General features: G+C 65.5%; 16 protein-coding genes and 1 pseudogene. 9 read left to right on the top strand and 8 right to left on the bottom strand.

The window, feature by feature from the left end; translation table 11 throughout:
• Positions 1 to 74: 74 nt before the first annotated feature.
• Together EH231_RS30145 and EH231_RS30140 are read left to right on the top strand one after the other, a co-directional pair.
• Positions 75 to 809, top strand: a complete 735-nt coding sequence (locus tag EH231_RS30145; RefSeq protein ID WP_090433664.1) for an NAD(P)-dependent oxidoreductase — start codon at positions 75 to 77, stop codon at positions 807 to 809.
• A complete protein-coding gene (locus tag EH231_RS30140) occupies positions 806 to 1,510 on the top strand; it encodes a DUF4386 domain-containing protein (RefSeq protein WP_090433666.1) in 705 nt (234 codons plus the stop codon). Before EH231_RS30145 ends, EH231_RS30140 begins: the two co-directional genes overlap by 4 nt.
• Before the next feature lie 70 nt (positions 1,511 to 1,580).
• Here the strand turns inward: EH231_RS30140 and EH231_RS30135 are convergent, their stop codons facing one another.
• Positions 1,581 to 2,399 (bottom strand): MaoC/PaaZ C-terminal domain-containing protein, encoded by an 819-nt coding sequence (locus tag EH231_RS30135; protein WP_044519053.1) that lies wholly within the window; start codon positions 2,397 to 2,399, stop codon positions 1,581 to 1,583.
• 13 nt (positions 2,400 to 2,412) lie between these two features.
• On the bottom strand, positions 2,413 to 3,765 hold the full coding sequence (locus EH231_RS30130) for a 3-oxoacyl-ACP reductase (RefSeq protein ID WP_044514730.1): 1,353 nt from the start codon (positions 3,763 to 3,765) through the stop codon (positions 2,413 to 2,415).
• 73 nt (positions 3,766 to 3,838) lie between these two features.
• Here EH231_RS30130 and EH231_RS30125 point away from each other — a divergent pair, with 73 nt between their 5' ends.
• The 4 genes from EH231_RS30125 (at position 3,839) to EH231_RS30110 (ending at position 8,590) form a co-directional block, all read left to right on the top strand.
• On the top strand, positions 3,839 to 5,176 hold the full coding sequence (locus EH231_RS30125; RefSeq protein ID WP_420891983.1) for an acetyl-CoA C-acetyltransferase: 1,338 nt from the start codon (positions 3,839 to 3,841) through the stop codon (positions 5,174 to 5,176).
• A 493-nt stretch (positions 5,177 to 5,669) separates the two neighbouring features.
• The gene (locus tag EH231_RS30120) at positions 5,670 to 6,581 is read left to right on the top strand and encodes a TIGR03564 family F420-dependent LLM class oxidoreductase (RefSeq protein ID WP_124713911.1); all 912 of its coding nucleotides are present in this window, start codon (positions 5,670 to 5,672) and stop codon (positions 6,579 to 6,581) included.
• A 72-nt stretch (positions 6,582 to 6,653) separates the two neighbouring features.
• Positions 6,654 to 7,946, top strand: a complete 1,293-nt coding sequence (locus EH231_RS30115; RefSeq protein WP_234927517.1) for a sensor histidine kinase — start codon at positions 6,654 to 6,656, stop codon at positions 7,944 to 7,946.
• Positions 7,943 to 8,590: a LuxR C-terminal-related transcriptional regulator gene (locus EH231_RS30110; protein ID WP_090433672.1), complete on the top strand. Its 648-nt coding sequence runs from the start codon at positions 7,943 to 7,945 to the stop codon at positions 8,588 to 8,590. Before EH231_RS30115 ends, EH231_RS30110 begins: the two co-directional genes overlap by 4 nt.
• Before the next feature lie 90 nt (positions 8,591 to 8,680).
• Here EH231_RS30110 and EH231_RS30105 read toward each other — a convergent pair whose 3' ends face one another.
• Entirely contained in the window at positions 8,681 to 11,596 is a 2,916-nt protein-coding gene (locus tag EH231_RS30105) for an MMPL/RND family transporter (protein WP_124713910.1), read from the bottom strand.
• Positions 11,593 to 12,039 (bottom strand): MmpS family transport accessory protein, encoded by a 447-nt coding sequence (locus EH231_RS30100; protein ID WP_090433676.1) that lies wholly within the window; start codon positions 12,037 to 12,039, stop codon positions 11,593 to 11,595. Before EH231_RS30100 ends, EH231_RS30105 begins: the two co-directional genes overlap by 4 nt.
• A 154-nt stretch (positions 12,040 to 12,193) precedes the next feature.
• Here EH231_RS30100 and EH231_RS30095 point away from each other — a divergent pair, with 154 nt between their 5' ends.
• Positions 12,194 to 12,796, top strand: a complete 603-nt coding sequence (locus EH231_RS30095) for a TetR/AcrR family transcriptional regulator (protein WP_124713909.1) — start codon at positions 12,194 to 12,196, stop codon at positions 12,794 to 12,796.
• Between the two features lie 79 nt (positions 12,797 to 12,875).
• On the opposite strand, the gene EH231_RS30090 is transcribed toward EH231_RS30095, so the two are convergent.
• Positions 12,876 to 14,405 carry an SDR family oxidoreductase gene (locus EH231_RS30090; protein ID WP_090433680.1) on the bottom strand — a complete coding sequence of 510 codons (1,530 nt, stop codon included), beginning with the start codon at positions 14,403 to 14,405 and terminating at the stop codon, positions 12,876 to 12,878.
• A 144-nt stretch (positions 14,406 to 14,549) separates the two neighbouring features.
• Between EH231_RS30090 and EH231_RS30085 the strand changes: the two are divergent.
• Positions 14,550 to 14,663 (top strand): annotated as a pseudogene (locus EH231_RS30085) (TetR family transcriptional regulator); the annotation flags it as partial.
• A gap of 30 nt (positions 14,664 to 14,693) precedes the next feature.
• Here EH231_RS30085 and EH231_RS30080 read toward each other — a convergent pair.
• The 3 genes from EH231_RS30080 to EH231_RS30070 form a co-directional block, all read right to left on the bottom strand.
• Entirely contained in the window at positions 14,694 to 15,185 is a 492-nt protein-coding gene (locus EH231_RS30080) for a hypothetical protein (RefSeq protein WP_124713908.1), read from the bottom strand.
• Between the two features lie 110 nt (positions 15,186 to 15,295).
• Positions 15,296 to 15,937, bottom strand: coding sequence for a DUF1361 domain-containing protein (locus EH231_RS30075; protein WP_090433684.1), 642 nt, complete (start codon positions 15,935 to 15,937; stop codon positions 15,296 to 15,298).
• A gap of 72 nt (positions 15,938 to 16,009) precedes the next feature.
• Entirely contained in the window at positions 16,010 to 17,845 is a 1,836-nt protein-coding gene (locus EH231_RS30070) for an acyl-CoA dehydrogenase (protein WP_124713907.1), read from the bottom strand.
• A 236-nt stretch (positions 17,846 to 18,081) separates the two neighbouring features.
• Here EH231_RS30070 and EH231_RS30065 point away from each other — a divergent pair, with 236 nt between their 5' ends.
• Positions 18,082 to 19,161, top strand: coding sequence for an NAD(P)H-dependent amine dehydrogenase family protein (locus EH231_RS30065; protein ID WP_090433688.1), 1,080 nt, complete (start codon positions 18,082 to 18,084; stop codon positions 19,159 to 19,161).
• Positions 19,162 to 19,200 lie beyond the last annotated feature (39 nt).

The following is a 19,200-nucleotide window of genomic DNA, read 5'->3' as shown; positions in this document are numbered from 1 at the left end:
CTTGACAACCTTACGCTGCAAGGCTGTACCTTACGGCGTAAGGCTAGTGGGCGACGCGAGTAGAGGAGTGGATCGTGAAACCGATCGGGTCAGACGAAGTGAGCAAGACGGGCACGGGGAGGAAGGTGTGCATCGTCGGCGCTTCCGGGAAGCTCGGGCGCTACCTGGTGAAGCATGCATTGGACCGTGGATACGAAGTCGTGGGTGTCTGCCGCGAGCAGAGCGTGGCCAAGCTCGCCGACTTTGAGGGGCAGATCACGGTGATCCCTGGAGCGACCGACGACCGTGCCGTTATCGCACGGGCGGTGAGCGGATGCGATGCCGTCCTGACTGTCCTGGTGCCGTGGGGGATGAACCATTACGCCTCTGGTACGGCCCAAGCGGTGCTCGACCACGCCGGCCCGGATGCCCGCCTGGTGTTCTCGTGCGGGTGGCACATCACCCGCGACGGTAAGGACCGCTATACCCGGAAGTTCAAGTTGTATGCGGCCGTGCTCGGGCGGCTGGCCAAGCTTGCCCGGGTCGTGGACTTGTACGACCAGGTGGAGGCGTGCCGGAGGATCTTCGCCAGTGACACCCGCTGGACAGTCGTGCGTGGCAGTGACCTGGAGGAGGGCGACAGTCAGGGTCTGCCGGTCTGGAGCCGGCACGTGGGTGATCCTGTCCTGGCGAGCAACCTGACCCGTCGCGTGGACTATGCGCTTTTCATGGTCGAGGCCGTGGAGAACGACGCCCTCGTCCATGAGGCACCGGCCATCGTCGGTCGGCTGACCGCGTCTGCCCTCGCCCACGCCAGTGGTCCGGCGTGAACGTCGGGTTCGCGTCCGCCCCGCATGTCACACCCAGGGCGCTCGCGAGGATCGCCGGGTCCCTCTATCTGGCCGTCGCCGTGCTCACGATCTTCGCTGGGCTGGTGAACTCACGCATGGTGGAGCCAGGGAACGCAGCGGCCACGACCGCCAACATCAGTACTTCTGCCGACCTGTTCCGCGTCGGCTTCGTCAGCGAACTCCTGGGGGCCACGGCCTTTCTGTCGACCGGCATGGCCCTATACGCGCTTTTCAAGCATGTCGACCAGCTCGCCGCCGCCGCGATGGTCACCTTTGTCGCGGTCAGTGTCGCGATCCAGAGCCTGAGCCTGCTCAATCAGAATGCGGCGCTGTTGATCGCCACCAGTCACTACGCCTTCGGTCCAACTGATTCCGACCAGCTGGTCATGCTGTTCTCCGACCTGCAACGCGATGGGTACCTCATCGCCCAGACGTTCTTCGGCCTGTGGCTGCTGCCGCTGGGTTACCTCGTCGTCAGGTCGGGCTACTTCCCGAAGGTCCTGGGTGTCCTGCTGATGACCGGATGTCTCGGTCACCTCGTTGATGTGTTCGCCCGCTTCCTGGCCCCGGACTTCGGCGCAGCCATCTCGCCGATCGCCCTGACAGTTGCGGCGGTCGCCGAACTTTCGTTCATCGGGTGGTTGCTGACGAGGGCCGTACGTGGTCCAGGCTCAGCGTAGGTCCGCTGCCGAGTGTGCGTACAGATCGAGATCGACCGTGAAAACGCGATCTGTACGCACACTCGAGGGCTCAGCGCAGCGGGCTCACCGTGGCAGTCAGGTGCGGGTAACCCTTCGAGAGGTTCCGCAGGGTCAACTCCCAGCCGTCGGCGTCACGCTCGACGTACAGCCCGGCCTTGGCCGGCAGCACCACGGGCTTGGCGAAGCGCACCGAGTACTTGACCGCATCGGGGAGCTGCCCCTCGATGTTCGCCAGAACCGCTGCCGCACTGAACATCCCGTGTGCGATGACGGTCGGGAAGCCGAACAGCTTGGCGGCGATCGCGTTGGTGTGGATCGGGTTGTGGTCCCCGCCGATCGACGCGTAGTTCCGGATCTGGCCCGCGGTGATGTTCAGAACCGCGTTGGGCGGCGGCAGCTTCGGCTGCTTCTGCGGCTCCGGCTTGGGTTCACCGGACAGGCTGGTCCGCTGCTGGTGCAGGAACGTCGTCACCTGGTGCCAGGCGGTGTCGTTGCCGACCTTGAGTTCGGTGACGATGTCGACCAGCAGTCCCTTGCGGTGTTCACGCAGGTTCTCCGCATGCACGGCCGCGCTGACGGCGTCGGTCACCTTGATCGGCTTGTACTGGGTGATGTGGTTTTCGATGTGCACCGAACCCATTGCGGCGAACGGGAAATCGAATCCGGTGACCAGTGACATCACCGTCGGGAAGGTCAGCGCGAACGGGTAGGTAAGCGGCAGGGTGTCGCTGAACCGCAGCCCGGTCACCTGCGCATAGGCGGCAACGTTGGCCGGGTCGATGGGCAGGTTGTCGACCGTGACGGTGCGGGCCGGCAGGGTTTCGTCGCGCGGGATGAACGGCAGGGCGCCGACGACGGCGCGCAGCATGTTGTTCACGCGGTCACGCCCCCAACATGGCCTGGCCGCAGACACGGATGGTGTTGCCGGTGACCGCATTCGACGCGGGGCTCGCGAAGTAGGCGATCAGTTCGGCCACATCCACCGGCTTCCCGCCCTGGAACAGCGAGTTCAGCCGGCGGCCGACCTCACGGGTGGCCAGCGGGATGGCGTCGGTCATCTTGGTCTCGATGAAGCCGGGGGCCACGGCGTTGATCGTGATGCCCTTCTCACCCAGCACGGGTGCCAGCGCATCGGTCAGCCCGATCATGCCGGCCTTGGTGGCGGCGTAGTTGGTCTGCCCGCGGTTACCGGCGATGCCGGCCATCGAGGACAGGCCGATCACCCGGCCGCCCTCACCGAGCGTGCCGCTGGCAACCAGGCCCTCGGTGAGTCGCTGCGGGGCAAGAAGGTTCACCGCGATCACGGAATCCCAACGGCTCTCGTCCATGTTGGCGAGCAGCTTGTCGCGGGTGATGCCGGCGTTGTTGACCAGCACGTCGACCTTGCCACCGTGCTGTGCGGTGACATGGGCGATTATCGCGTCGACTGCATCTTCTGAGGTGACGTCCAGTGTCAGCGCGCTGCCGCCGACCTTCTCGGCGACCTTGCCCAGGTCTTCGGCGGCCTGGGGAACGTCCACCGCGACCACCGTCGCGCCGTCACGCGCGAACACCTCGGCGATGGTCGCTCCGATGCCGCGGGCCGCACCCGTCACCACCGCGACCTTGCCTGCCAGCGGCTTGTCCCAATCGGCAGGCGGGGTCGAGTCGGCGGCGCCGACGCGGTACACCTGTCCGTCGACGTAGGCCGACTTGGCCGAGAGGATGAAGCGCAGGGTGGACTCCAGGCCGGTGACGGCGGGCTTGGCGTCGGCGGCCAGGTACACCAGCGACGCCGTGGCGCCGCGCTGCAGTTCCTTGCCCAGTGAGCGGGTGAAGCCCTCGAGGGCGCGCTGGGCGATCTGGGCGTTGACACTGCCGGCCTGATCCGGGGTGGTGCCGATGACGACCACGCGGGCGCACGACGCGAGGTTGCGCAGCACCGGGGTGAAGAACTGGTAGAGCTCCTTGAGCCCAGCGGCGTCGGCGATGCCGGTGGCGTCGAGCACCACGCCGCCGAACGAATCGGCCCAGCGGCCGCCGATGTTGTTGGACACCACGTCGTAGTCGCCGGCCAGCGCTGCGCGCAGGGGCTCCACGACACGGCCCTCGCCGCCGATCAGCAGGGAGCCGGCCAGCGGCGGCTGCCCGGGGCGATAGCGGCGCAACGTTTCGGGCTGCGGCACGCCCAGCTGCTTGGCCAGGAACGATCCCGGCCCGGAGTTGACCACTTGGGAGAACAGGTCGGAAGCCACTTCAGCTGCCTTTCGCTTCGCAGTACTGCGTTGTCCACACCGAACTTACTCCAGAGTAAGAACAGTGGGTAATATGGCCCCGGACAACCCGACAGTGGAGGGCAAACAGATGGCCAACAACACGACCCGGCGACGCGTTGCCGTTTTGGGTGGCAACAGGATTCCGTTCGCACGGTCCGACGGCGCCTACGCAAACGCCTCCAACCAGGACATGTTCACCGCCGCCCTGGACGGGCTGATCGAGCGCTTCGGTCTGGCCGGTGAGCAGCTCGGTGCGGTGATCGGCGGTGCGGTACTCAAGCACAGCCGCGATTTCAACCTGATGCGCGAATGCGTGCTGGGCAGCTCGTTGTCGCCGTACACCCCGGCCTTCGACCTTCAGCAGGCCTGCGGCACCGGCCTGCAGTCCGCGATCGTCGCCGCCAACGCCATTGCGCTGGGACAATACGAGTCCGCGGCCACCGGTGGTGTGGACACCGCATCGGACGCCCCCATCGCGTTCGGCAACGACCTGCGACAGGTTCTGCTGGGCCTGCGCCGGGCGAAGTCCAACCTGGACCGGCTCAAGCTGGTCGGCAAGCTACCGGCCGCGCTGGGCGTCGAGATCCCGGTCAACAGCGAGCCGCGCACCGGGATGTCGATGGGCGAGCACGCCGCGGTCACCGCCAAGAAGATGGGTATCAAGCGGGTCGACCAGGACGAACTGGCCGCCGCCAGCCATCGCAACATGGCCGCCGCCTACGATCGGGGCTTCTTCGACGACCTGGTCACCCCGTTCCTCGGGCTGTACCGGGACAACAACCTCCGGGCTGATTCGTCGGTGGAGAAGCTGGCCAAGCTCAAGCCGGTGTTCGGCGTCAAGGCCGGCGACGCGACCATGACCGCTGGCAACTCGACCCCGCTGACCGACGGCGCCTCGGTGGCGCTGTTGTCGAGTGAGGACTGGGCCCAGGCGCATGGACACGAACCGCTGGCTTACTTCGTCGACGGCGAGACCGCGGCGGTGGATTACGTCAACGGGCCCGACGGCCTGCTGATGGCGCCGACGTATGCGATACCCCGGCTGCTCGCCCGCAACGGGCTGACCCTGCAGGACTTCGATTTCTACGAGATTCACGAGGCGTTCGCATCGGTGGTGCTGGCCACGCTGGCGGCCTGGGAATCCGACGAGTACTGCAAGGAGCGCCTCGGCCTGGACAAGGCGCTGGGCAGCATCGACCGCACCAAGCTCAACGTCAACGGCTCCTCGTTGGCCGCGGGTCATCCGTTCGCGGCCACCGGCGGCCGGATCGTGGCGCAGCTGGCCAAGCAACTGGCGGAGAAGAAGAAGGAAACCGGTCAGCCGGTGCGCGGCCTGATCTCCGTTTGTGCGGCGGGTGGGCAGGGCGTCACGGCGATCTTGGAGGCGTAGCTTGCGGAGTCCGACCATCGGGCCGGAGGCGTAGCTTGCGGAGTCCGACCATCGGGCCGGAGGCGTAGCTTGCGGAGTCCGACCATCGGGCCGGAGGCATAGCCGGGGCTTGACCAGGCCCGACCGCAGGCCGAAAAACATCCGAAAAGTTTCTTTCGGGGATGTGTAACGGCCGCGGCATAGAGGTCGATACACGGGTAGCTCCGTGTTGCCGTCTGACCCCCCGACCCGACGGCAACACGGAGCGACCTAGCTTCGAATTCTCGGCAAATTCGGCCGTACTTTTCTCTGGTTTGAGGGGTACCCGAGGCGTACGATCGAGCCTACGACGGGTTCGGGAGTGACTGATCCAAAGAGTCGGTACAGGGGTGAAAGACCGGCTGCGTGAGACGAATTGAAACGCCCCCAAGTGTCCTCCCGAACCCGCCCTTTTTTGTCTGAATGGCCGCTACTTCTGGTCCCATCCGGCCCGCCCTCCGCATAGCGTGGTGCCATGCAGATCAGCCTCATCGCCTCGCTCAGTGAAACCGGCGGACGCTCCCCGGTCGACGCCACCGTAGAGAATCTCGCGCAACTGCACGAAGAGGGATTCCGGCGGGTCTGGATGACACAGATGCCCTATGAACCGGACCTGCTGACCGTTCTCGCGGTCGCGTTCCGCGAGGTCGACGGCATCGAGGTGGGCACCGGTGTCATCCCCATCCAGAATCAACACCCGATGCTGCTGGCCCAGCGCGCGCTCACGCTCAGCTTGATCAGCGGAGGCCGCTTCCTGCTCGGCCTCGGCATGACGCACGCGGCGGTGACCGAGGGCATGTGGGGAATTCCGTGGGACAAGCCGGTCCGCCGGCTCCGCGAGTATCTCGACGGGCTACAGCCCCTGCTGGACGGCGAGCCCGCTGACGCGCCGGGGGAGACGGTGACCACTCGCGGCGCACTGCAGATCCCGGGGGCGTCGGCGCCCGAGGTGTACATCGCCGCACTGGGGCCGCAACTGCTCAAACTGGCGGGGCGTCGCACCGCGGGCACGGTCACCTGGATGACGGGTCCGGCAACCCTGGCCGGTCACGTTGTCCCGACGCTGCGGGACGCCGCCGGGGACCGTCCGGTCCGGGTGGTGGCGGCACTTCCGGTCAGCGTCACCGATGACGTCGACGGGGCCCGCGTCCAGGCCGCCAAACAGTTCGCGATGTACGGGCATCTGCCGTCCTACCGGGCAATGCTCGACCGGGAGGGCTACGCCGGTCCTGAGGACGCTGCGATCATCGGCGACGAAAGCACTGTGGCTGAACGTATTCGGGCGCTCGGCGGGGTGGGCGTGGACGAATACGTCGGGGTGGTGTTCGACGCATCGCCCGAAACCAGGGCCCGCACTCGGGCGCTGCTGCGTTCACTCGACAGCTGACGGTGTGGCCAGCCACACCCCATATTGGCTGGACAGCACCATCGCCCGGTGCCAACGTATCCGGCAACGATGATGACCGTGACCACCACCGCAATCACCTCTACCTCCGCACCCGAAGGCCGGCGCCGAACACTGAGAACCCCGTTCACCGCGGCGGCGGGCCGTGGCTATCTCTATTTCCTGCTGGTGAGCGTCCTGGCACTCGTCGGCGTGGTCTACCTGTTCGTGACCGGCCTGACTTCGGGGCTGTTGCTCATCACCCTGGTCGGCATACCGCTGCTGGCGCTCGTGGTGCTGTCGGGACGACGGTGGAACGCGCTGTACCGGTTGCTGGCCCGGCTGGTCGGCGTCACCATCGACCCGCCGGCGCCGTTCGCCCGGCAGGCCAGCTGGCCCCAGACCGTGGCCGCTGCGCTGACAGACGGTGTCGGCTGGCGCAGCCTGGGTTTCCTTCTGCTGCAGAGCATCGTGATGACACCTCTCGGATACGGGGTCGTGCTGGGAGTCGTGATTTCGGCGGTCCTGGTGGTCTCCCCGGTGATCTGGGCGATCACGGGAGAAGCGATCGTCAGCTTCGACGAACCCGTGGACTCCCTCGGTATCTACCTACTGCTGTCGGCGGGTGGACTGCTCGCGCTGTATCTGTTGGCGTGGGTCATGATCGGTATCGGGCGTGCCCATGTCTGGCTGGCCGAAGCGCTGCTCGCCCCGAACGACCGCGACCGCCGGGTCGGCGAACTGGAGCGGGCCCGTGCCGATGTCGTCGACGATTCGGCAGCGACGCTGCGCCGCGTCGAGCGTGATCTGCACGACGGAACCCAGGCCAGGCTGATCGCGGTGGCGATGACGCTGGCGCGCGCCGAGGAACAGCTGGCCGACCCCGACAAGGCCGATCGGGCCCGGCGACTGGTCTCCGATGCACTGGCGAACACCAAGGACACCCTGACCGAACTGCGTGACCTGGTCCGCGGAATCCGGCCGCCTGCATTGGATCTCGGCCTGGTGCCGGCTGTGCAGACATTGGTGGCGCGTAACCCGATCCCCGTCGAGCTGGTCGACGATCTCGCCGTGCGGCCGTCGTTGGGTGTGGAGACGCTGGCGTACTTCTGTGTTGCCGAGTTGCTCGCCAACGTATCGAAGCATTCCGGTGCCACTCAGGCCACGGTGCGGCTGCACAGCGATGCCGACGAATTGCGGATCACCGTGGCGGACAACGGGTCAGGTGGGGTGGAGCCCGCCAACGGCTCGGGGTTGACCGGACTGGCGGATCGGCTGCGGATGGTTGACGGCCGGCTGGACATCGACAGTCCCGCCGGCGGGCCCACCACGGTGACTGCCGTCGTACCGTCGGGAGCACAGCGGTGACCCGGCTGGCGATCGCCGAGGACAATGCAATCCTGCGTGACGGCCTGACCCAGTTGCTCGTCGAACGCGGGCACGATGTCGTGGCCAAGGTGGGCACGGCCGACCAGATCCGGGAGATCGCCGAAACGCTGCGGCCGGAGGTGTTCGTCATCGACATCCGCATGCCGCCGACCTTCACCGACGAGGGGCTGATCGCTGCAGTCTCGTTGCGGCGCTCGCATCCGCATGTCGGTGTGCTGGTGTTCTCACAGTGGGTCGAGACTCGTTATGCCGCCGAGTTGTTGGCCGGGAATCCGGAAGGGGTGGGCTATCTGCTCAAGGACCGGGTGGCCGACATCGGCGAGTTCGACGCCGCGGTGCGGCGCGTCGCCGCCGGCGGCACCGCGCTGGATCCGGAAGTGGTGCGCCAGCTGATGGGAACCCGGCGCAGCGGTGATGCGCTGGCCCGGTTGACTCCCCGCGAGCGTGAGGTTCTCGCCCTGATGGCCGAGGGGCACTCGAACAGTGCCCTGGCCGAACATCTTTCGGTCTCCGAGCGTGCCGTGGAGAAACACATCGGCAGTATCTTCACCAAGCTCGACCTGCCGCCGTCGACCGCGCATCACCGCCGCGTGCTGGCGGTCGTCACCTACCTGAACTCCTAGACCAAGTTTCGTGGCCGAGCAGACGCATATGTACCGCAGATCACCTGTTTTCGGGTACATATGTGTCTGCTCGCCGGGCAACGCTCAGCCTCAGGTGGTCGCCCCAGCCTCGGCCTTCGACTCGGGTTCTGGTTCTGGTTCGAGCAGTTCGCGTACCGAGGTGCGCGAACCATAGGGACGCAACATGCGGCTGGCCGGGCGGGGCCGCACGATCTGTGGCCACCAGAACCACCGGCCGAGTAGCGCCGCGATGGACGGTGTCATGAACGACCGCACGATCAGGGTGTCGAAGAGCAGGCCGAGGCCGATCGTGGTGCCGATCTGGCCGAGCACGATGAGATCGCTGAAGATGAACGAGGACATGGTGGCCGCGAACACCAGGCCGGCGGCGGTCACCACCCGGCCGGTCCCGGCCATGGCGCGGATGACGCCGGTCTTCAGCCCTGCCCCGATCTCCTCCTGGAACCGGGATATCAGTAGCAGGTTGTAGTCCGCTCCGACCGCCAGTAGCAGGATGATCGCCAGTGCCAGCACGATCCAGTACAACTGGATGCCGAAGATGTACTGCCACACCAGGACCGACAGGCCGAACGACGCTCCCAACGACAGCACGACCGTCCCGACGATGACCATTGCGGCGACCAGGCTGCGGGTGATGAACATCATGATGAGCAGGATGAGGCTGATCGCGGCCAACGCGGCGATGAGCAGGTCGTATTTGGCGCCGTCCTGAATGTCCTTGTATGCCGAGGCGGTTCCCGCCACATAGATCTTGGCGTCGGACAGGGGAGTGGCCTTGATCGCGTCGAACGCGGAGTCCTTGATCGCGTCGATGTGTGAGATGCCTTCGGGCGTAGCGGGGGTGCCCTCATGAGTGATGATCATGCGGGCAGCTTTGCCGTCGGGTGACATGAACAGTTTCAGGCCGCGTTTGAAGTCGGGATTGTCGAAGGCCTCCGGCGGCAGATAGAACGAGTCGTCGTTCTTGGCGGAGTCGAAGGCCTGTCCCATCGCGGTCGAATTCTCGAGGGCTTCCTGGGACTGCGAGTTGGTCCCGGACGTGGTGGCGTAGTTGGACAGGGTCAGGTCACGGTTTCTCTCCTGGATGGCGATCTGCGGTGGGAGCAGCGCCACGAGTTTCGGCTGGAGGGCGTCGAGCTTGTCCAAACTCGCTGTGATCTGGCCGAACTGGTCGCTGAGCTTGTCGATGCCGTCGAGTGCGTCGAACACCGACCTCAGCGCCGCGCACATGGGGATGTCGAAGCAGTGCGGTTCCCAGTAGAAGTAGTTGCGCAGCGGGCGGAACTGATCGTCGAAGTTGGCGATCTTGTCGCGCAGGTCGTTCACGATCGCGACGGTGTCGTGGAAGGCCTGGGTCTGCTCGTGGGTGGCGGCAGCACTGGCCTGCTGCAACGCGACCTGCTGCTTGAGGATGTTGATCGTGTTCGACAGCTCGTTGGCCTGCTTGAGCAGATCGGCGGCGCGGTCCTGCTGGTAACCCAAATTCATGATCTGGCTGGCGCTTTGCGCACTGATCTGAAATGGGATGGAGCTGTGCTTGATCGGCGTGCCCAGCGGTCGGGTGATCGACTGGACGAGGGCAATGCCGCGGGTGTGCAGAACGGCCTTGGCGATGCGTTCGAGTACCAGCATGTCTGCGGGCGTCCGCATGTCGTGGTCGGCTTCGACCATCAGTAGCTCGGGATTCAGCCTGGCCTCGGAGAAGTGGCGCGTCGCGGCTGCGTAACCGACGTTCGCCGGTGCTGATTCAGGTAGGTAGGGACGGCCGTCGTAGCTGGTCTTGTATCCCGGCAGGGCGAGGAGACCGACGAGCGCGATCAGGCACGACACCACCAGGATGGGGCCGGGCCAACGCACGATCGCGGTGCCGATGCGGCGCCATCGCGGTGCGCGTGGATTGCGTTTCGGCTCAAGGAGTCCGAACCGGCTGCCGATGGTCAGTACGGCGGGCCCCAGCGTCAGCGCGGCCACCAGCGTCACGAGCACGCCGATGGCGGCGGGTATGCCCAGGGTCTGGAAGTAGGGCAGTCGGGTGAAGTGCAGGCAGGCCACGGCGCCGGCGATGGTCAGCCCGGAGCCGACGATGACGTGCACGGTACCGCGAAACATGTCGTAGTACGCGGCTTCCCGGTCCATTCCACGGCTTCGTGCTTCGTGATAGCGGCCGACGATGAAGATGCCGTAGTCCGTGCCCGCGGCGATCGCCAGCAGGGTCAGCAGGTTCGTCGAGTAGGTGGACAGGCCGATGACCCCGGAGTGCGCGAGCGCGGCGACGACGCCTCGAGCGGCCGCCAGTTCGATGAGGACCGTGACGAGCATGAGGAGCATCGTGACGAGGGATCGGTAGACGACGAGCAGCATCACCGCGATCACCAAGAAGGTTATGCCGGTGACCTTTTCGGTGCCCTCGCTGCCCACCTCGAAGTTGTCGGTGATGAGCGGTGCGGCGCCGGTCACGTAGGCCTTGACCCCGGGCGGTGGCGGGACGCTGGCCACGATCTCGCGGATGGCGTCGACCGATTGGTTGGACAGCGCTTCACCCTGGTTACCGGCCAGGTACACCTGCACCAGAGCTGCTTTGCCGTCCTTGCTCTGCGATCCGCCGGCCGTGAGCGGGTCACCCCAGAAGTCCTGGATGTGCTCGACGTGCTTGGTGTCCTCGGCCAGCCGTTTCACCAGGGTGTCGTAGAAGCGGTGGGCGTCATCGCCGAGAGGCTGGTCGCCCTCGAGCACGATCATGGCCGCGCTGTCGGAGTTGAACTCGTCGAAGACCTGGCCGATGTGTCGCATCGCCACGGTCGATGGCGCGTCGGGCGCGTTCAGTCCCACAGAGCGTGCTGCTCCGACCACTTCCAGCTGCGGCACAAGGATGTTCGTCAGTGCGGCGATGGCGAGCCAGATGAGCACGATCGGTACGGCGAGCACGCGGATGGTCCAGGCCGTCCTGGAGCCGACGACTTCATCTTCGGCGTGCCGGCTGCTCATGCGGACTTGTCCAAGCAGGCGATGTAACCGTTCACGTTGCTCGTGGACCTTTCGTCCTTGACCACGCCATTGACGGTGATGCGGCACCCGATGGTCTCGCCGTCCCCTTGTGCCCTGAGGTCGGCGAACAGCGTCGGGTCGTCTGTGACCAGGGTTTGTGACCATGGCAAGGCCACATCGTCGACCCGCTGGGGTTGTGCGTCGATGTCCAGGTAGTTGATGGTGGCGACCGAACCGGGTGATCCGAACACTTCGAAGAGAACCCGTTTCGGGTTGTAGCCGGTGTTCTCCAGGGTGTCAGCGCTGGGCCGCGACACCTCGTTGTCGGAACCGAATATGCCGTGCAACCGGTCGACGGTGAAGGCGACGACCGCCACCACCAGCACGGCAACGATCACCGTCCAGCGCCGCCTGACCAGGCTTCCTACCGAGATCCCCTGCATCTCAGAGCCTTTCGACAACGGGCGCCCCGCGCGCCTTGAGGCGGATGTCTTTGGCCGTACCAAGTATCTGAACGGTACCGTACGGTACTATCCTCGAGGGGGCAAGACTTACGGCCGATGGACATCGGCTCCCGCTACCGAAAGGTTTCCCCGCGTGGCTTCCGCTTCGACGCACGACGTGTCACCGCCGGCTCCGGCGTCGCAGTGGACTGAGCGCGAGGCCGAGCTGCTGGCGGTGACGCTGCGGCTGTTGCAGCAGCACGGCTACGACCGGTTGACCGTGGAAGCCGTTGCGACCGAAGCCAAGTCCAGCAAGGCCACCATTTACCGCCGGTGGCCCTCGAAGACCGAGCTCGTGCTGGCGGCCTTCATCGAGGGCACCCGGGTCCAGCTGGTCCCGCCCCGCACCGGCTCGCTACGCACCGACCTGCTCAGCATCGGGGCTTCGGTGTGTGCACAGGCACGCGAACACGGAAGCACGATGAGCGCGATCATGTCCGAGGTGGCGCACAGCCCGGAGTTGAGTGCGGCCCTGCAGAGTCAGTTCGTGCTACAGCGCAAGAAACTGATGGCCGATGTTCTGGCCAATGCGGTGGAGCGGGGCGAGATCGAGGCCGCGGCCATCCACGACGAGCTGTGGGACGTGCTGCCGGGGTATCTGGTGTTCCGGTCCCTCATCCCCGGACGTCCGCCGACCGAGGCGACGGTTCGCGCGCTCGTCGACGATGTGTTGATGCCCAGCCTGACCCGCTTCTGAGCTCTGTTACTCCGGTTAGGCTGTCCGGGGCAGATTCGAAATGACCATTATCGATCCGATGCCGACGTCGACGCAGGGGTTATGACTCGTCATCTTCCGCTGCTGCCAGACCGCGGTTCATGGATCCGTTCTGGGCGGCGACGCCTATGTTGTTGATCATGCCTGTGAAGATGATGCCGTGGAACGGCATGAGCGAGTACCAATAGGCCCGTCCCGCAAGACCTTTCGGGAAAAAGATGGCACGCTGGTGCAGTCGGGTGGCGTGCTTGCCGCGAGGTTCGAGTCGCCATTCGAGCCAGGCATTGCCGGGCGTGCGCATCTCTGCACGCAACCTCAACAAGTGCGGCCGCTGGATGCGTTCGACGCGCCAGAAGTCCAGGGCATCACCGGTGTGCAGGGAGTGAGGGTTGCGGCGACCGCGAGACAGGCCCACGCCCCCGGCAAGTCGATCCAGCCATCCGCGAATGGTCCAGGCCAGCGGAAACGAGTACCAACCGTTTTCACCACCGACGCCCTCGACAACCTCCCACACGTGCTCGATCGTTGCGTTGCAGTCGAGGCTGCGCTCATCTGTGTAGATCACTTCGCCGGCCCAGCTGGGATCAGAGGGCAGTGGGTCGGCGGGTGCACCGGTCGGAGACGCGTTGGCCCACGTGGTTTCGACTTCGCCGGTTTCGATGCGACGGAGTGCGAGTGCAACGGCCTCCCGATATGGGGTCGCCCCTGCCGGCGGCGGCGCGATGATCGAATCGATGTCGTGCTCAGCGGCAACGGCATCGGTGCTCAGGGATTCGATCAGGGCGCGCCCGATTTTCGGGGGCACAGGGGTGACCAGCCCGATCCACAGTCCGGCGAGTTTCGGTGTGAGAACGGGGAGTACGAGAATCCGTCGTCGAGCCAGGCCGGCGACGTCGGCATAGATTTGCATCATTTCGCCGTACTGCAAGACGTCGGGGCCACCGATGTCGTAGGCGCGGCTCTGCGGAAGTTCCGCGGTGGCGGCTTCCAACAGGTAGTACATGACATCACGCACCGCAATGGGCTGTATGCGGTTGTTGACCCAGCGCGGCGTGGTCATGACAGGCAGCCTGTTGGTCAGATGCCGGATCATCTCGAAAGACGCCGACCCGGAACCGATGACCACGCCTGCCTGCAGGACCAGGGTGGGGATGCCTGAGTTCAGCAGTATCTCCCCGACCTGGCCGCGTGAGCGCAAATGCATCGACAGTCGATCCGATTCCGAATGCAAGCCGCCGAGATAGACGATGCGTCGCACTCCGGCGCGTTGGGCGGCACTGACGAGGTTCTCGGCGCTGCGCCTCTCGGATTCGATGAACTCTCCGCCTGCGTTCATCGAGTGCACGAGATAGTAGACGACGTCGATGTCGCGGCAGGCGTCGTCGAGCGTGTCCGGCTCGGTGAGATCGCCGCGAACGACTTCCACATCCGATGCCCAGGGCACGTCGCTGATCTTGTCGGGGTTGCGGGCCATTGCCCGCACCCGGTGGCCGGCCTGTCTCAACCGAGGAACCAGGCGGCCGCCGATGTATCCGGTCGCGCCGGTAACCAGAACTCGCAAAGCGCTAGCGGGGAGCGGCGGATCTGTCACGGGTTCTCCTCGCAAGATGCCAGAGCCGGCCCGAAGCCGGCCGACGGAGGACGACCGATGGATGGATTACTCGTCGCGACCGGGATGCCCATATGACAAACGAGGTAAACCCGTTGGCTGTCAGGACACCTCAACGCAGTCCGCGTGCTGCCGGGGTATCTGGTGCTCCGGTCCCTCATCCGCGGACGTCCGCCGACCGAGGCCAGGGTTCGCACGCTCGTCGACGATGTGTTGATGCCCAGCCTGACCCGCTTCTGAGCGTCGGACCGCCAGCAGCGTTCTGCCCGGTCATTCGGACCAGGCCCGCCGGCTGGTCGCGCGGACGCGGCTGACCGCGACGTGGTGCGACCCGTCGCAGCGTGCGGCAGGGGTGAGCGGGTCGTTTCGGCGGCTGTCGGCGCGGTTGATGTGCCGGCCGAGCGCACGTCTTTGCTGCTTGGTCAGTGAGCGGTCACGGCGGGCCAGGCGATCCAGTTGCTGCCAGCTCAGCCCGTCGAGTTCACCGTCGGCGTCGTGTGTGGCGACGACGACACATCCACGCAGCAGAGGAACTGTCTTGGGGGTGAAAGCTGTTGTGGCCAGCAGGAGTTCGGTTGCCTTCCGATTCACGTGACGCTGGCACGAGTGTGCCGACGGGCTGAACCAGAAGTCGAACTGCCGATCGGCGGAGGTCAGGCAGTGCAGCCCGTGGTCGTGGACAAGTTGGTTGATATCAGCAGTGGTGTAGGCCCGGGTTTCATAGACGGCGCCATAGACGCTGAAATATAGGACGGTGTTCATGGTGACGATCCATTCGCCTCTTTCTGTTTCAGTGCGGTCGCGGGTTTGCTCCGCTGATACAGGAGTTACCCATGTGGCAAATGGGATAAACCTCGATAACAATCAGAACACTATCTGCGCACATTCAATCCGTTGAGTGCCCAGATCGTCAGATAGGCCAACCCGAAGAAAGCCGCGACCGCTATCGCCACGCCCGTCGACTGCACGTAGGACAGCGGTGAGCGCATCCAGTCGAACGTCGCCGCGACCACCGCGTCCGGCTGGGTTACCAGATCCCAGGAGTTCCAGCGCTGGAACCGTCCGATGACCACGCCGACCGCGCACGCCGTAACGGACAGGACGGCGGCCAACCAGCCCCAGAACACGCCGAACTCGTCGTCGATGCGCTGATGCACGAGCAGGAGAGACACGACGCCGAGCAGGATCCCGGTCCACGCGGCGAACCCGTACTGCAGCACGTGGCGCCACAGTTCGTAGCCCTCGCCGAGGTGGACGAGATCAGTCACGAGATAGGGCGCATTGGGCAGGAACGCCAACCACGCCAGACCCAGTGGCAGCAGCCACAACCGGCGCTCGACCAGATCGAACGCGATCGCGACGACCATCGGGATCCATGCCAGCACCAGGTTCCACACGAGAAACTTGGTCGGGTAGGACATCGGTGCGGCCGGATCGGTGATCCCCAGAGCGAGGGTCAGTGCTGTGGTCGCCATCAGCGACACGACCAGCAGGATGCCACGGGCTTCGGTCATGGAACCAGTTTGCCTGTCTCCCAAATGCAATGAGGCCCCGGGCGAACCCGGGGCCTCATCGTTGGCAGCTTCTTAGAACGCAGCCTCGTCGAGCTCCATCACCTCGTTGTCGATGGTCTCGATGACCTGACGGGTGCTGGTGAGCAGCGGCAGCATGTTCTTGGCGAAGAACGATGCGGCGCCGATCTTGCCCTCGAGGTAGGTGCGGTCCTCGCCGGTGGCCCCTGCGTCGAGCTTCTCGATCGCAACCGCGGCCTGGCGGGCCAGCAGCCAGCCGAGCAGCAGGTCGCCGACCGCCATCAGGAAGCGGACCGAACCGAGGCCCACCTTGTAGATGCTGGCGGCATCCTCCTGCGCGGCCATCAGGTAGCCGGTGAGGGTGGCGGCCATGCCCTGGACGTCGGCCAGGGCGGTGGCCAGCAGCTCGCGCTCGGTCTTGAGGCGGCCGTTGCCGGTCTCGTTCTTGATGAACTGCTCGATCTCACCGGCCACGAATGCCAGCGCCTGACCCTTGTCGCGGACGATCTTGCGGAAGAAGAAGTCCTGCGCCTGGATGGCGGTGGTGCCCTCGTACAGCGAGTCGATCTTGGCGTCGCGGATGTACTGCTCGACCGGGTAGTCCTGCAGGAAGCCGGAGCCACCGAAGGTCTGCAGACTCTCGGTCAGCTTCTCGTATGCGCGCTCGGAGCCGACACCCTTGACGATCGGGAGCAGCAGGTCGTTGACCTTGTGCGCCAGCTCGCCCTCGATGCCGTGCACGGCCTTGGCGACCTCGACATCTTGGAACGTCGCGGTGTAGATGTACAGCGCGCGCAGTCCCTCGGCGTAGGCCTTCTGCGTCATCAGGCTGCGACGCACGTCGGGGTGATGGGTGATGGTGACGCGCGGGGCGGTCTTGTCCATCATCTGGGTCAGGTCGGCACCCTGCACGCGCTCCTTGGCGTACTCGAGAGCGTTGAGGTAACCGGTCGACAGGGTCGCGATGGCCTTGGTGCCCACCATCATTCGGGCCTGCTCGATGACGTCGAACATCTGCGCGATGCCGTTGTGTACCTCGCCGACCAGCCAGCCCTTGGCGGGGACACCGTGCTGGCCGAAGGTCAGCTCACAGGTGGTGGAGACCTTGAGGCCCATCTTGTGCTCGACGTTGGTGACGAAGGCGCCGTTGCGCTCGCCCAGCTCACCGGTCTCGAAGTCGAAGAGGAACTTCGGCACGAAGAACAGCGACAGACCCTTGGTGCCCGGGCCTGCGCCCTCGGGGCGGGCCAGCACCAGGTGCATGATGTTCTCGAACAGATCGTCGGAGTCGGCGGAGGTGATGAACCGCTTCACGCCGTCGATGTGCCAGGAGCCGTCCTCCTGCTTGACGGCCTTGGTGCGGCCGGCGCCGACGTCCGAACCGGCGTCGGGCTCGGTGAGCACCATGGTGGCGCCCCAACCGCGCTCCGCGCCCAGCACGGCCCACTTCTTCTGCTCGTCAGTGGCGTTGTTGTAGAAGATCTCGCACATGCCCGCGCCCATCGCGTACATGTAGGCCGCGGGGTTGGCGCCGAGGATGTGCTCGATCAGGGCCCACTGCAGGGCGCGAGGCACCGGCATGCCGCCGAGTTCCTCGGAGAGGCCGACCTTGTCCCAGCCACCGTCGAGGAGTGCGCGCATCGACTTCTTGAAGGCCTCGGGCAGCTTGACGCTGTGGGTCGTGGGGTCGAACACCGGGGGATTGCGGTCACCGTCGGCGAACGACTCGGCGATGGGGCCTTCAGCCAGCCGGGCGATCTCCGCGAGCATCTCACGGGCCGAATCCTGGTCGAGGTCCGCGAACGCACCGGTGCCGAGCACCTTGTCGATCCCGAAGACATCGAACAGGTTAAAGACCTGGTCACGGACATTGCTCTTGTAGTGGCTCACTTTTCCTCCTTGTGGAATGCCACCTGAGGTTGGGTACTTTGGATAAGTTACCCACCAGTAACTGCGGCTAACTATACCGTTCGGTAACTTCAACGCAAAGAGACTCTGAGCAATTTCTGGAAGCTAACCAACCCAGTGGTTGATCGACCTCTGTACCTCCCGTGCAAAACGCGGCTGACCAGCAGTGTTATCGGATTGTGACGATCCTCACGAATATCACCACTTAGGGTGGGCGGATGCGTCGAATCGCGGTGTGGGGTACGGGGAACATGGGTGCGACGGCCATCAGGTCGGCCACTGCATTCCCGGGCCTGGAACTGGCTGCTGTCATCACGTCATCCCCGGACAAGGCTGGTCGTGACGCCGCGACATTCGCCAAGCTCGACGGCCTCACCGGTGTCAGCGCCACCACCGACGTGGACGCGGCGCTCGCCCAGTGCGATGCCGTCGCCTATATGTCCTCCGGCGATATCCGGCCTGAGGAGGCCATCGTCGAGATCGAACGGTGCCTGCGGGCGGGCAAACAGGTGGTGACACCGTCGCTCTACTCGCTCTACGACCCGGCCTCGGCTCCGGCGGAGTGGGTCGACCGGCTCACCGAGGCCGCGGTGGCCGGAAACTCCGCACTTCTGGTCAGCGGTGTGGACCCGGGCTGGGGCAATGACGCCCTCGCCGTGATCGCGGCCGGACTGTGTACCCGGGTCCGAACCATCCGGTGTCAGGAGATCTTCGACTACTCCACTTACAACCAACCGCATTCGGTGCGGGTGCTGTGCGGTTTCGGCGGGTCGATGGACGAGACCCCGATGATGCTGCTGCCGTCCATCCCCACCATGGTGTGGGGCGGCAACGTCCGGCTGATCGGCCGCGGCCTCGGACTGGAGATCGACGACATCACCGAGACGGTCGAACGGCTGCCGCTGACCGAGGCCGTCGACAACGTCATGGGCCGGTTCGAGGCCGGCACGCAGGGCGCGTTCCGGTTGCAGGTCATCGGATGGGCCAACGGTGTCGAGCGGGTCGTCATCGAACACATCACCCGCATCGACCCCGCCTGCGCGCCGGACTGGCCGCAGCCGGACGAAGGCGTCGGCGACCACCGGGTGATCGTCGACGGCGATCCACAGCTGAGCATCGTGGTGCGCGCCGACGTGCCGGGTGGCACCCGGGCCGATGGCGGCAACACCACCGCGGCCAACCGCCTGCTCGGCGCGATCGACTGGCTGGCCACCCAGAAGCCCGGTATCTACGACGGACTCGACGTGCCGTTGCACCCACCGCTTCCTCCTGAGGTCGAGGCCACCCGCTGGATCTGATCCTCCCGATCGCCGAGCAGACGCAAGACTGCCCCTTTT

Source organism: Mycolicibacterium nivoides, assembly GCF_003855255.1.
Taxonomy (GTDB): domain Bacteria; phylum Actinomycetota; class Actinomycetes; order Mycobacteriales; family Mycobacteriaceae; genus Mycobacterium; species Mycobacterium nivoides.
This window is presented reverse-complemented; position numbering and strand designations above follow the sequence as displayed.